The sequence below is a fragment of the Pseudacidovorax sp. DMC4 genome (genome assembly GCF_056314265.1).
The window spans coordinates 223,632-236,337 of the sequence record NZ_JBQUYR010000008.1; the positions used below are offsets into that span (position 1 = coordinate 223,632).

The 12,706-nt window shown below is 67.1% G+C and carries 16 protein-coding genes; 7 read left to right on the forward strand and 9 right to left on the reverse strand.

The window, feature by feature from the left end:
- Window positions 1–27: 27 nt before the first annotated feature.
- Genes ACT54X_RS16755 through ACT54X_RS16765 form a run of 3 tightly spaced genes read right to left on the reverse strand, consistent with a single transcriptional unit; the run spans window position 28 to window position 2,816 of the window.
- Entirely contained in the window at window positions 28–798 is a 771-nt protein-coding gene (locus ACT54X_RS16755; RefSeq protein ID WP_354320311.1) for an SDR family NAD(P)-dependent oxidoreductase, read from the reverse strand.
- Window positions 799–823: 25 nt separating this feature from the next.
- Window positions 824–1,615: an enoyl-CoA hydratase gene (locus ACT54X_RS16760; protein WP_476347552.1), complete on the reverse strand. Its 792-nt coding sequence runs from the start codon at window positions 1,613–1,615 to the stop codon at window positions 824–826.
- A 16-nt stretch (window positions 1,616–1,631) separates the two neighbouring features.
- Entirely contained in the window at window positions 1,632–2,816 is a 1,185-nt protein-coding gene (locus ACT54X_RS16765) for a CaiB/BaiF CoA transferase family protein (protein WP_476347553.1), read from the reverse strand.
- 94 nt (window positions 2,817–2,910) lie between these two features.
- On the opposite strand from ACT54X_RS16765, the gene ACT54X_RS16770 reads away from it, so the two are divergent.
- From ACT54X_RS16770 to ACT54X_RS16785, 4 genes are all read left to right on the forward strand, one after another.
- Window positions 2,911–3,720, forward strand: a complete 810-nt coding sequence (locus ACT54X_RS16770; protein ID WP_476347554.1) for a VOC family protein — start codon at window positions 2,911–2,913, stop codon at window positions 3,718–3,720.
- 43 nt (window positions 3,721–3,763) lie between these two features.
- Window positions 3,764–4,960 (forward strand): acyl-CoA dehydrogenase family protein, encoded by a 1,197-nt coding sequence (locus tag ACT54X_RS16775; protein WP_476347555.1) that lies wholly within the window; start codon window positions 3,764–3,766, stop codon window positions 4,958–4,960.
- A gap of 139 nt (window positions 4,961–5,099) precedes the next feature.
- The gene (locus ACT54X_RS16780; protein ID WP_476347556.1) at window positions 5,100–6,092 is read left to right on the forward strand and encodes a Bug family tripartite tricarboxylate transporter substrate binding protein; all 993 of its coding nucleotides are present in this window, start codon (window positions 5,100–5,102) and stop codon (window positions 6,090–6,092) included.
- Window positions 6,093–6,100: 8 nt separating this feature from the next.
- Window positions 6,101–7,081 (forward strand): D-2-hydroxyacid dehydrogenase family protein, encoded by a 981-nt coding sequence (locus tag ACT54X_RS16785; protein ID WP_476347557.1) that lies wholly within the window; start codon window positions 6,101–6,103, stop codon window positions 7,079–7,081.
- Between the two features lie 62 nt (window positions 7,082–7,143).
- Here the strand turns inward: ACT54X_RS16785 and ACT54X_RS16790 are convergent, their stop codons facing one another.
- From ACT54X_RS16790 to ACT54X_RS16815, 6 genes are all read right to left on the reverse strand, one after another.
- Window positions 7,144–7,665 (reverse strand): P-loop nucleotide/nucleoside kinase family protein, encoded by a 522-nt coding sequence (locus tag ACT54X_RS16790; protein WP_476347558.1) that lies wholly within the window; start codon window positions 7,663–7,665, stop codon window positions 7,144–7,146.
- Between the two features lie 205 nt (window positions 7,666–7,870).
- Complete coding sequence (locus ACT54X_RS16795) at window positions 7,871–8,650, reverse strand: hypothetical protein (RefSeq protein WP_476347559.1); 780 nt, start codon at window positions 8,648–8,650, stop codon at window positions 7,871–7,873.
- A gap of 146 nt (window positions 8,651–8,796) precedes the next feature.
- Window positions 8,797–9,627 carry a HesA/MoeB/ThiF family protein gene (locus ACT54X_RS16800; protein ID WP_476347560.1) on the reverse strand — a complete coding sequence of 277 codons (831 nt, stop codon included), beginning with the start codon at window positions 9,625–9,627 and terminating at the stop codon, window positions 8,797–8,799.
- Window positions 9,614–10,132: a hypothetical protein gene (locus ACT54X_RS16805; protein ID WP_476347561.1), complete on the reverse strand. Its 519-nt coding sequence runs from the start codon at window positions 10,130–10,132 to the stop codon at window positions 9,614–9,616. The genes ACT54X_RS16800 and ACT54X_RS16805 overlap by 14 nt, the downstream gene beginning before the upstream one ends.
- On the reverse strand, window positions 10,129–10,458 hold the full coding sequence (locus tag ACT54X_RS16810) for a hypothetical protein (protein WP_476347562.1): 330 nt from the start codon (window positions 10,456–10,458) through the stop codon (window positions 10,129–10,131). The genes ACT54X_RS16805 and ACT54X_RS16810 overlap by 4 nt, the downstream gene beginning before the upstream one ends.
- Window positions 10,455–11,156, reverse strand: a complete 702-nt coding sequence (locus ACT54X_RS16815; protein WP_476347563.1) for a multiubiquitin domain-containing protein — start codon at window positions 11,154–11,156, stop codon at window positions 10,455–10,457. Before ACT54X_RS16815 ends, ACT54X_RS16810 begins: the two co-directional genes overlap by 4 nt.
- Window positions 11,157–11,363: 207 nt before the next feature.
- Here ACT54X_RS16815 and ACT54X_RS16820 point away from each other — a divergent pair, with 207 nt between their 5' ends.
- From ACT54X_RS16820 to ACT54X_RS16830, 3 genes are read left to right on the forward strand one after another with little or no spacing between them, the layout of a single operon-like run.
- The gene (locus tag ACT54X_RS16820) at window positions 11,364–11,579 is read left to right on the forward strand and encodes a transcriptional regulator (RefSeq protein ID WP_476347564.1); all 216 of its coding nucleotides are present in this window, start codon (window positions 11,364–11,366) and stop codon (window positions 11,577–11,579) included.
- Window positions 11,580–11,584: 5 nt separating this feature from the next.
- The gene (locus ACT54X_RS16825) at window positions 11,585–12,211 is read left to right on the forward strand and encodes a hypothetical protein (protein WP_476347565.1); all 627 of its coding nucleotides are present in this window, start codon (window positions 11,585–11,587) and stop codon (window positions 12,209–12,211) included.
- Window positions 12,212–12,225: 14 nt separating this feature from the next.
- Complete coding sequence (locus tag ACT54X_RS16830; RefSeq protein WP_476347566.1) at window positions 12,226–12,699, forward strand: helix-turn-helix domain-containing protein; 474 nt, start codon at window positions 12,226–12,228, stop codon at window positions 12,697–12,699.
- Window positions 12,700–12,706 lie beyond the last annotated feature (7 nt).

Consider the following 12,706-nt stretch of genomic DNA (forward strand, 5'->3'; position numbering starts at 1 on the left):
ATGGGCTGGGCGGGCGATGGGCCGCGTTCAGGCCTCGCCACCGACGGTGGCGCCACCGTCGATGACCAGCGTGGTGCCGGTGATAAAGCGGCCGGCCTCGGAGGCCAGCAGCAGTGCCGCACCGGCGATGTCCTCGGGCTCGCCGATGCGGTGCAACGGGCTGGACGCGAGTGCGGCCGCCAGCGTGTCGGGGTTGTCCCAGAGCGCCTTGGCGAAGTCGGTCTTGATCAGGCCCGGCGCGATGCAGTTGGTGCGGATGCCCTGCTTGCCCCACTCCAGCGCCAGGTTGCGTGCGAGCTGCATGTCCGCCGCCTTCGAGATGGCATAGGCGCCCAGCACCCGCGAACCGGTCAGGCCGGCAATCGAGCTGATGATCACCACGCTGCCGCCGCCCTTGGCCGCCATGCCCGGTGCCACGCGGTTGACCAGCCACAGGTTCGAGCGGATGTTCACATCCATGACCTTGGAGAAAGCCTCGTCCGTGATGCCGGACATCGGCCCGTAGTACGGGTTGACCGCCGCATTGCAGACCAGCACGTCGACGCTTCCGTAGCGCGATTCGGTCTGGTCCACCAGCGCCAGCACCTCGTCCTTGCGCGAGATGTTGCAGGCGATGGCCGTGGCCTCGCCGCCTTCGCTGCGGATCTGGTCGACCACGGCGGCACAGGCGTCGGCCTTGCGGCTGGTGATGACGACGCGCGCACCGGCACGGGCGAAGGCCAGCGCGATGGCGCGGCCGATGCCGCGCGACGAGCCGGTGACGATGGCGGTCTTGTCCTTGAGCGAGAAGCTGTCCATGGGGTACTCCGGCGCCGGTGGCGCATCAGCGGTTGTGGAAGACGGGGGTGCGCTTGTCCATGAAGGCCCGGGCGGCTTCGAGGTGGTCCTCGGTCATGGCACAGCGGATGTGGCGGATGGCCTCGTGGTCCAGCGCCTGCGCCAGGGTGGCGCCCTGCTCCGCCACGTTCAGGTTGGCCTTGATGTGGCCGAGGGTGATGGTCGGGCCGGCCGCCAGCTGGCGTGCGAGCCGCTGCCCTTCGTCATCGAGCGCCTCGTCGGGCACCACCTGCGTGACCAGACCCATTTGCAAGGCCTCGTCGGCCTGCAGCACGGGCGACAACAGCGCGAAGGCCCGGGCACGCGGACCCAGCAGCTGCGTGAGGAAGTAGGTGCTGCCGAAATCGCCCGACAGCCCCACCTTGGCGAAGGCCGAGGTCATCTTGAGGGTGGAGCCGGCCACCAGCAGGTCGCAGGCCAGGGCCAGCGACAGGCCGGCGCCCGCACAGGCGCCGCGCACCACGGCCAGCGTGGGCTTGGGCATCTCGTGCAGCAGGCGGGCGCATTCCATGTGCTCGCGCAGCTGGTGGGTACGGGCCTCCAGCGTGGCCTCGGCGCCTTCCGATGCCGCCATGGCCTGCACGTCGCCCCCGGCGCAGAAGCCGCGGCCGGCGCCGGTCAGCAGCACGGCACGCACCTGCGCATCGATGGCTGCGCGGCGCAGGGCAGCCAGCAGGGCGTCGGTCATGCTGGGCGTGAGCGCATTCAGCCGCTCGGGCCGGTTCAGCGTCAGGGTGAGCACGCCGTCCTGCAGCTGCTCGATCAATTCGGTGGTCATCATGTCTCCTTCGTCGTCAAAGGGCTTCGGCCTGGCGTAGGGCGTCGACCTGTGCGGGGGTCCAGCCCAGCCACTGGCGCAGGACCTCGTCGTTGTGCGCGCCCACCTGCGGCAATGCGCTGCGCACGCTCAGGGGGGTGTCGGACAGGTGGATGGTCACGCCCTGCATCGGTACTTCAGTGCCGCCGAAGGGCAGGCGCACGATCGCGTCGCGATGGGCGAGCTGCGGGTTGTGGACCACTTCGTCGAGCCGGGCGATCTTGGCGCAGGGAACGCCCTGCGCCTCCAGGCGCCGCACGATCTCGTCGGCCTCCAGCCCGGCCATCCAGTCGGCCACCAGGCCCTCCACCGCATCGCGGTGCGCCAGTCGGCTGGCCATGGTGGCGAATCGCGGGTCGTCGATCAGGCCCGGGCGCTCCATGGCGCGCAGCACGCGGGGGAACATGTTGTCGTCGCCCCCCACCAGCAGCACATGGCGGCCGTCGCCGGTGGCGAAGGTGTTGGAGGGCGCGACGAAGCGGTCTCGACTGCCCACGCGCGTCATCGTGGTGCCCAGGAGCAGCTGCTGCGGGATGGCCGTCATCAGCATCGACAGCGCACTTTCGAGCAGCGACACGTCGACCAGCTGCCCACGGCCCGTGGCATGGCGCGCATTGAGCGCGGCCAGGATGCCCAGGGCGGCATACATGCCGGTGGTGTAGTCGCAGATGAAGGACCCGATCATGGTCGGCGGCCCCTCGGGCTGGCCGGTCATGTCCATCAGGCCGCTCATGGCCTGGGCCACGCCGTCGAAGCACTGCTTGTTGGCGAGCGGCCCGTCCTGCCCGAAGCCGGAGATGCGCGCCATGACCAGGCGCGGGTTGAGGGCATGGACCGCCTCCCAGCCCAGGCCCATCTTCTCCATGGTGCCCGGGCGGAAGTTCTCGACCAGCACATCGGCCTCGGCGATCAGCGCCCGCAGCGTCGCCAGGCCCTCGGGGTGGCGCAGGTCCAGCGCCAGGCTCTTCTTGTTGCGGTTGACGATGAAGGTATAGAGGCTCTGGCCCTCCACGGCGGGCAAGGCCTGCCGGGCGTACTCGCCGTCGCCGGGCGGCTCGATCTTGACCACCTCGGCCCCCATGTCGCCCAGCATCATGGCGCAATAGGGCCCCGCGATGAAGCGCGAGAGATCGAGGACGCGCAGGCCGGCCAGCGAGGTCATGGGAAATGTCTCCGTGTGGATGCGCGCCGTCTGCCTAATCTCGACTCCGCGACGCGATTTTTATCTGTTATAACAGATTTATCGGAGACAAAGCATGACCGTCCATCCTTTCACCCCCTCTGCCCCCAGCGCCTCGTCGCAGGGCGGCTCCTTTCTGCGACTGCGCCAGATCTGCCTGGTGGCGAACGAGCTCCATCCCGTGGTGGAGGACCTGTGCGCCGTCTTCGGCGTGGAGGTCTGCCACCGCGATCCCGAGGTCGGTCAGTTCGGGCTGCACAACGCGCTCATGCCCTTCGGCCAGCAGTTCATCGAGGTGGTCGCGCCGACCCGGCCCGACACGGCGGCGGGCCGCTATCTGGATCGCCGCGGCGGCGATGGCGGCTACATGGTGATCCTGGACACCGACGCCCTTCCCCGCTGGCGCACCCACGTGGCCGCCATCGGCGTGCGGGTGGCCGCACCGCTGGCGCTGGGCGACTACGAGGGCATGCAGCTGCATCCGCGCGACACCGGCGGCGCCCTGCTGGAGCTCAACACCACCCTGGGCGGCGCTGCGCTCGATGGTCCCTATTGGCCGGCGGGGCCGCACTGGCAGCCGCATGTGCGCACGCAGCGGGTGACCGGCATCGCCGGCGCCGTGCTCCAGTCGGCCGAGCCTCATACGCTGGCCCGCCGCTGGTCGCAGATCCTCCAGCGTCCGCTGGCGCAGGACCATCTGGCGCTGGACAACGCCACGCTGCGCTTCGTGCAGGAAGACGACGGCCGGGGCGAAGGCCTGGCCGCCCTGCTGCTGCACACCCGCGACGCCGCGGCCATCGAGTCCGCCGCCCGCGCACGCGGCCTGCCCTGCCGCGAAGGCCAGGTCACGGTCGGCGGCGTGCAGTTCCATCTGCAGGCAGCCTGATCCGCACACCCGCCCACCGCCCCGATCAACAAGGAGACATGCCATGGAACTCGAATTCACCCCCGAAGAGCGGGCCTTCGCCGACGAAGTGCGCGACTTCATCGCCGGCCACCTGCCACCCGACATCGCCCAGCGCGTGGAGCACGACCTGCACCTGGAGCGCGACGACTACATGCGCTGGCAGCAGATCCTGGGCCGGCGCGGCTGGCATGCCTACACCTGGCCCGAGTCGCAGGGCGGGCCGGGCTGGAGCGTGATCCAGCGCTACCTGTTCGAGACCATCAGCGGGCAGATGAACTGCCCCACGATCCAGCCCTTCGGGCCGCGCATGGTCGGACCGGTGATCTACAACTTCGGCAATGCGGCGCAACAGGCGCAGCACCTCCCGGGCATCCGCGATTCGACGGTGTGGTGGTGCCAGGGCTACTCGGAGCCCGCCTCGGGCTCGGACCTGGCCTCGCTGGCGACACGGGCAGACGACGCGGGCGACCACTACGTGGTCAATGGCCAGAAGATCTGGACCTCGTACGCGCACCATGCCGACTGGATGTTCTGCCTGGTCCGCACCCGGCGCGAGAGCCGCAAGCAGGAGGGCATCTCCTTCCTGCTGATCGACATGCGCACGCCGGGCATCGAGGTGCAGCCCATTCCGATGCTGGAGGGCACCCATTCCTTCAATGCCGTGTTCTTCACCGACGTGCGGGTGCCCAAGGCCAACCTGGTGGGCGAGGAAGGCCAGGGCTGGCGCTACGCCAAGTTTCTGCTGGAGCATGAGCGGGTCGAGAACTCGAACATCGGCTTTTCGACCTTTGCGCTGCGCCGCCTGCGACGCATGGCCGCCTCGGTGCAGGACCGGGGCCGCCCGCTGGTCGAGCAGCCGCTGTTCCGCGCCAAGCTTGCGCGCACCGAGGCCCAGCTCAAGGCACTGGAGATGACCACGCTGCGTGCGCTGTCGAGCATGGGCAGCGGCAGCTCGCCCGGTGCCGGGCTTGCCTCGGCCCTCAAGATCCGCGGCACCGAGATCGGCCAGAGCCTGACCGAACTGCTCTTCGAGGCGGCCGGCCCGCTCGGGCAGCGGCTGGACCCGGCCCTTGCCCACGGCAAGGGCGACCTGGCCAGCCTGGATGCCAGCCTGCGCGGCGCCCCAGCCAACTACTTCTGGCGACGTGCCATGTCGATCTACGGCGGCAGCAACGAGATCCAGCGCAACATCGTGGCCAAGCAGGTGCTTGGACTCTGAGCGCATGGTGGCGGTGGCGGGCTGCTGCCGGCGCTGTTCCAACAGGTGGAATGGCGGTCTTCGCGCAGGGCGGGGCCTGGCCTAAGCTGTTTCCGATGCACGAGCCGGTCATGCAACCGGTTCGGCCCGGAGACTTTCGATGACCCCCATTGCCACCTCTCTTCGGCTTCGCCGCCGCTCGCTTCTTCAGGCCGCCGCATTCGGCGCGGTATTGCCCAGCGCCTGGGCCCAGGCGCCCTTCCCGAACAAGCCAGTCCGCATCGTCGTGCCGTTCGCGGCGGGCGGCCCGACGGACCTGATGGCCCGGGCCATCGCGAAGGCGATGGGCCAGTCCACGGGCCAGCCCTTCATCGTCGACAACAAGCCGGGCGGCGGTGGCGTGATCGGCCTGAGCGAGATCGGGCGCAACCCCGCCGACGGCTACACGCTGGTGATGCCCTCGATCCTGGCGGTGACCAACCCCGCGCTGATGCCCAACTACCCCTTCGACACCCTGAAGGACTTCAGCCCGGTCACCATCGTCGGCCTCATCCCCCACGCCCTGGTCGTCAAGCCGGACTTTGCGGCCACCGACCTGCAGGGGCTGGTGAAGATGGGCAAGGCCAACCCAGGGAGCCTGTCGTACGCGTCCTCGGGCATCGGCACGTCCGCCCATCTGGCCGGTGCGCTGTTCGCGCAGCGCGCAGGCATCCAGGCCACGCACGTACCCTACCGTGGCGCCGGCCCCGCCGTGCAGGACCTGCTGGGCGGCCGCGTGCAGTTCATGTTCCTGGACATGAGCACGGCCCTCGGGCAGATCCAGGCCGGCAAGCTGCGCGCACTGGCCGTGGCACCGGCCCAGCGCTTCGAGGGCCTGCCGCAGGTGCCGACGGTTGCGGAGCAGGGCTACCCGGGCTTCGATGTGCATGGCTGGTACGGGCTCCTGGTGAAGTCGGGCACCCCCGCGCCGGTGGTCGATGCCCTGTACCGAGAGGTCAAGGCCGCACTTTCTGACACCGAACTGCGGGCCATGTTCCGCGCACAGGGCATCGAGCCCGGCGGCATGCCGCCCGCGGAATACGGCGAGATCATCCGCAAGGACCTGGTGCAATGGCGCAAGACCATTGCCGAGCTCGGCATCAAGCTCGACTGAAGGCCCTCATGCGCATCGCGATTCCCGACGACTACCAGGACTGCGTGCGCGGGCTGGCCTGCTTCGGCAAGCTCGCCGGGCACGAGGTCACCGTCTTCCACGACACCCTGCACGACCCAGCCGCGCTGGCCGAGCGCCTGCAGGACTTCGACGCTGTGGTGCTCACGCGCGAGCGCACCCGCGTCGGCCCCGAGCTGCTGGCGCGGCTGCCGCGGCTGAAGCTGATCAGCCAGACCGGCAAGGTGGCCGGCCATGTGGACCTGGCGGCCTGCACCGCGCACGGCGTGGCCGTGGCCGACGGCCGCGGCTCGGGTGCGGCGACGGCCGAGCTGACCTGGGCCCTGCTGCTGGCCAGCCGGCGGCATCTGGTCGACGAAGCCAACCGGCTGCGCGCCGGCCACTGGCAGGGCCACCTGGGGCAGCAGCTCTTCGGGCAACGGCTGGGCATCTGGAGCTATGGCCGCATCGGCAGCCAGGTGGCCCGCTATGGCCGCGCCTTCGGCATGCAGGTGTGGGTGTGGGGCCGCGAAGCCTCCACCGCCGCGGCGCGTGCCGACGGCTTCGACGTGGCGCCTTCGCGCGAGGCCTTCTTTGCCGAAAGCGATGCGGTCTGCCTGCATGTGCGCCTGGTGCCGCAGACGCAGGGCCTCGTCACCCGCGCCGACCTGGCCCGCATGAAGCCCGGTGCCGTGTTGGTCAACACCAGCCGCTCCGAGCTGATCGAGGACGGTGCCCTGGTCGATGCCCTGCGCGCCGGCCGGCCGGGCTTCGCCGCGGTGGACGTCTTCGACCAGGACCTGGAGCCGCTGCAGGGCGGCCACCCGCTGCTCGACCTGCCCAATGCGCTGTGCACCCCGCACATCGGGTACGTGGAGCGCGACAACTACGAGCACTACTTCGGCACGGCCTTCGACAACATCGTGGCCTTTGCGCAAGGGCAGCCGCGCAACATCGTCAATCCGGAAGTGCTGGGCGCGCGGGCGGGCTGAACCCCTCGGGCAAGCGGGCCGCTCGGCCCCGCACGCAAGAGCACCCTGATGCGCCGCGGCGCTTAGCCGTGGCGCATCACGTTGAAGCCTTCGTCCGCCGTCGGTGGCACGAAGTGACGGGAGATCTGGTCGAACTCGGCGTCGCTCGTTTCGAAGGGGTGGTCCCCGGTCGCGTTGCGGGCGCGAAGACGGGCCTTGCAGACCTCGTCGGGCACCTCCAGCAGATGCAGGGTATGGGCGGCGCCCGCCCGCTCATACAAGCCGCGCGCCCAGGCCCGCGTGGCAACCGTGTTGGCGGGAAAGTCGAGCACCACCGACACGCCACTGCGCAGCAGCGATTCGACGTGACCGCTCATGGCGTCGCGCAGGCGGCCCGCGCAGCGCACATAGTCGGCGAGCGCATGGATCTCGTTCGGATAGAGCCGCGACAGCCAGTCGTCCTCGCTGATGCGCACGGTGTTGGGGGCGGAGGCCAGGCGCTGCGTCAGCGTCGACTTGCCCGAGCCGATCTTGCCGCAGACCAGGTGCAGCGTGGCAACGGAAGAAGGGGGCGCGGAACGGGGTGGGACTTGCGGCGGGTTCATTTCGATCTCCTATGACGAGGGCCCGGGAGACAGAAAGAAGAAACCCGCCTCACCGGGCGGGTTGCGGATGGCGACCTGGGCCGCGCGCTAACCCACCCACCCCGGACTGGGGCGAATGATGGAGGCGATGCGCGGGGCGGTCATGGCGGGGCCAGCTTAACAGCGCGGCCGGGGCTGCGGAAACAGAGCCGGTCACGCTCGACCTTCAGGTGAAGAGGTCATGGAACGCCTGCACGTCGCACATGGCCACCTGGGCCTGCAAGGGAAACACGCGCCAGGGCGCGGCCACGTCCATGTCGACAAGCCGGCGCAGCAGTTCATCACGCACGGCTGGCTTCACCTGCTGGCGCCAGTCGAGCACCTGGCCCCAGGTGGAACTGCCGTTCAGGTGCAGCGGACCGCTGACGGGCTGGATGGATTCGCCGAAGGCTGGTGGGAACAAGCGCGTGTAGGCCCGGAGGTTGTAGAGCCAGGAGACGCCCATGACCGACCGTGCTTCGGGATGGGCGCTGCGGATGTGTTGGAACATCGCGCGCAGTTCATGGCGGCGCGCGTCAACCGCCGCGGCTGCGAGAGGACTGGCGGCTAGACCTTCCGGCGGCATGAAGTGGATACGCAGCACGCCTGCCGCAGTGGGGCTGTCGTATGAGAAGCATCCGAAGGTTGGCGCAGGAGCGAGCGGTGGGCGGGCTTTGTGGAACTTGAGCGTGGTCGACAGCAGGGCCGCTTGGTCATGGCTGACCGTGCCCAGTTCAGCCAGGAAGATGGTCCATTGTTCGGCACCACTTTCGCCCCAGAGATGCAGGCGGCGGCGGAGGTTGGCGCAGCGCTCGACCGCGACGTCGAAGGGCACGCCTGCCGCGGTCGCGTAGTGCGCGGCGAAGGTCAGTTGGAGCGAGAAGTAGGCGCTGGGCACAGCGTGATGGACTGTCCGGGAGCCTTGATTGTGGTGGTTGAAAGGCGGCTTCAGACTGATCACGGGCATTCGGTACAACCTAGCCAGCGTCGGCTCTCAGCCGCGACCTGACCTTCGTCAATCAGATCAGGTATGCCATGGCTATTGCCCACTGGCTGGGAGGCCCAGGGGTAGCTTCCATCACGCAGTGTGAAGACACTTCAGCTGGACTGAGCCTACGCTGATGCCTGCACGCCCTGGTGCTCCTGACGGATATCGAAGAGGGGGTCGCCGGCTTCGTCGGCGTGGAAGTGCGCACACGCGCGGTCCGCGACGAACGCGAAGCTCTTGCTAGGCATGAGCGTGCCCTTGTTGCCGTCGTATTCGAGGAACGCGGACGCGCGGGTTTGGCCATGCCAGGGGCAGATCAACTGCGTAAACAAGCCGACCGCGGTCGACGCCAACAGACCGTTGGGCCAAACGACCTGCGGCTTGCCGCCTGCGGCACCGTAGTTGCGGGCTTCCTGGGCCAACGCTTCTTCGGTCACCAAACCCATGCAGCGCAGGCAAGGGCTGCCTGGCGTGATCAGCACGACCTGGCCCGAGATGAGAAAGCCCGAGCCCAGCTTATGCACATCCATACCGATGTCGATGTACGGGATCAGGAAGCGCTGGCAGAACTTGTCGAGCTGATCCTTGGCCGCCACAGCGTCCAGGCAGCCGATCAGCACGTCGCAGGTCTGGAGTTCTCTGGACACCTCTTGCCACTGAGCGGGATGGGCGCCGACATTGGCATCAGCCACGACCGCGCGGATCACGCGCACGGCGATGTCGACCTTCAAGGTCCGGCGCTTCACGTCTTCCAGGGTCCCGCCGACCAAGCGGTTCAGGTTGGTGTCGTCAATGGTGTCCGGGTCGACCAGCACGTAGTTGCCGACGCCAAGGTGGGCGAGCTGTTGGACGACATGCGACCCGCCGCCGCCCAGGCCGATGACGCCGACCTTCGCGCGCTTAAGGTCCTGCTCACTAGTGGCGCCCAGGAAGCTTTGACGGTCATGCTTGCTCATAGCGGTCTCCAAATCTCTGAACCGAGCGGCCCACCTGCGTGAACCCGTCGACGTACTGGGGTTTGGCGTTCTTCGCCGTCCACACCAAACCCTTGGCGCTTGTGTTGCTCAGGACAAGCAGACCATGGGGCGTGCGCGGCAGCGCGTTGAAGAAGCCAGGCACGAACTGGGCGCCGCTGAACAGGTCGGTCTTCGAGAAGGCCGGCACACCACGGCCGCCGTGGGTGTGGATGTGCAGGAGGGCCGACTTGCCGGGGTGCGCCACCTCGATCGCCTTGCGCATCGCGTCGGACCCGATCTGGGCGCCGACCGTCGCGCTGGCCTCGTAGTCCTGATCGGCCACGGGGTGATAGCCGCGGCAGAGCAGCAGGATGTCACCGTCGCGCGAGCGCGTGGCGCCCGCGGTCAGGAAGCCAACGCGCTCGAAGGCGAACGGGTGCCGGCGGTGCAGATCGGCCCGGGCCTGCGCCAGGAGCGTCTCGGTGATCTTGATGTGGATCTTCATCGGAATGCCCTCAGGTGGTTCATCAGGATCTGCACCCATGGGAGCGCGGCCTCGACGCCCTGCCACGAGCACGCCCACCAGGTCCGGCCACCCAACGAGTGGGCGGTCCAGTTGTTCGCGCTGCCGCCGGGGATCTGGCGATCCAGGAAGAGGCGCGTCTGGTAGCTGGTGTGCTCGTAAGGGTGGAGCAGCGCGTCGCAGACGATGGTGCCGCTGCGCGTCTCAACCTTGAGGCCAGGGAGGAAGGCCAACAGGCGCCCCCCCTCCTGGAACGGCTCCGCGCTGGGCACGACGGCCTGCAGCGCGCTCAGTTGTGCCGCGCTCACGACGACTGCCCCCGCGGCGGGTGCGACGTGAAGTGCATACCGGCCTTGAGCTTGAGCTCCTGACCGGGCTTCAGCTCGACCAGCTTGCCATCGACCCAGAGGTCGAGGAGGTAGCCCGGCTCGACCTTGAAGATGGCGATCAGCTGCTCGGTCGTGTACATGCCCTTGGCCAGCTCGAACGGCTGTTCGTTGTAGAACACTTTGAGCTGCTTGCCGCCCTTGCTGGTCTTGAAGTGCTCCGTGCCCTTGTGGGACAGGTCCACCACATCGTCATCGTTGAGCACCTTGTCTGGCGCATCTTCCAGCTGCTGCACGACCTCGAACTCGTCACCCTTGCGGGCCAGGCGCAGCAAGGTGCTGGCGTTGACCTTCGCACGCGGCCACTCGAGCTTGAGGCCGTCCAGGAAGAAGCGGAAGGTCGTATCGCCTTCCATGACGAAGAAGCGCTCCACGCCCGGCTGGGTCAGGTCGACGAGTTCTTCGGGGCGGAGCTCCTCAAGCGCGCCGCTGGATAGCTGCTGCAGGACGATCACCTCGTCGACGGAGTTGAAGCCCGCGGCCTCGGCGATCTGACGGCCCGTCACCCGGTCGTCGTCGATGCCCTTGCTGCGCGGGTTGAAGTGCTCGTCGAGCACTTCGATGGCTTGGCCCTGAGGACGGGCTGTCTGGTTGTGTTGCGTATCCGTAGCGTAGTTCATGGGAGGTTCCCGTCTGAGTGCAGAGCCAGCCCTGCGTGCGATGATGACTTTATGAATAAAAAATCACCATGACATCCATGCTAGATGAGCAGAAAACACTTGTCAACTGGCGATTGGATGGCGATCTTTGAAATTTTTTATGGGCATTTATCGTTGACAAAATCGCCGTTTTCCATGACCATGAAGGCCCCGCAAAGGAGCCCGACCATGAACACCACCGCCAAAAGGACCCTCACGCTCGTCCTCTCCGACACAGAGATGGACGTGCTGGATTCGCTGTCGTCAGAGAAGTCGCTATCGAAGACCGCCGTCCTGCGCCAGGCCTTGCGCCTGTATCAAACCGTGGACATCCGCCAGCAGCGTGGCGAGAAGCTGTTCTTCGAAAGTGAAAGCAAAGAGAAGGCGGAGCTGATGCTCCTGTAAACCAAATGCTTGAGCTGTTCAATCGACACACCCAACAGATGGAGCCGGCCGACTTGATCGGCCGCATCGAACTTGAAGATGTGACCTCTTTCGAACAGCGCTGGCTTCCGCCGATGCAGGCAAAAATCGAGGAGCTTCGTAAGGCCGGCACACTCACGCGTGAAGAGGTGACACGCTGGAACGTGGCGGATGCCCATTGGGAATGGCCGGCGAAGGTCCGTGATCGCGTTGGCCAGCTGCAATGGGCCTCTCATGCACTTCGATGCGGCGGCGACACCCAAGGCCTGATGTTCATGAACGTCGTCTTCACGTGCCGCCTGCCTGAACAGCTCAAACAGCACATGGTTTACGTGGATCTCGTTTCCACCGCACCTTGGAATCGACCGAGGTTGGTGCCCACCCCGATGTATGGCGGTGTCGGCGTGATCTTGGTCACCGAGGCGATCATTCGGAGTCTCGATGAAGGATTTGAAGGACGGATCGGCCTGCACTCATTGCCAGGTGCCGAGTCCCTCTACAGAGAAAAGTTCAAGATGGATTGCCTTGGGCCAGACCCTGACTACGGCAACCTTCTCTACTTCGAGATGACGCCTCAGCAGGCAGCCGCGGTGCTCCCCAGCACTGCGACCTAGACTGGAGGTAATTTATGAATAGCAAGCATCGCCCGGACCGCCAGTGGTACGCGCGCATGATCCAAGAAACACTGGACGACGACTTTGTGATTGGCCCCGCGTTCGACGCGAAGGCCAAGGAAGCCGCACCCGCTGAGCCGCCGCTCACGGTCGCTTTTGGACTGCTGGTGAAGTTTTCTCGGCGCGCAAAGCGGCTCAGTGTTGAAGAACTGGCTGAGAGGCTTTCAGTGGAAGCCGACGAGCTTCAACACATCGAACGCGACCCTGAGTTCCGCGCTCGGCCCAGAACGATCTCTAAGGTCGCCAACTTCTTTGACCTGCCGGTTGGGGAAGTGATGAAGCTCGCCGGCGCCGCCGTCTCCAACGACGCGTCGTTCAACACGAACGCGCTGAAGTTCGCCGCGCATTCGGATGACATGGCGGCGCTGACGCGCGAAGAGCAAGAAGCGCTCAAAAGCTTCGTGCGCTACCTTCGTGACCAGGAGTAGATGACCC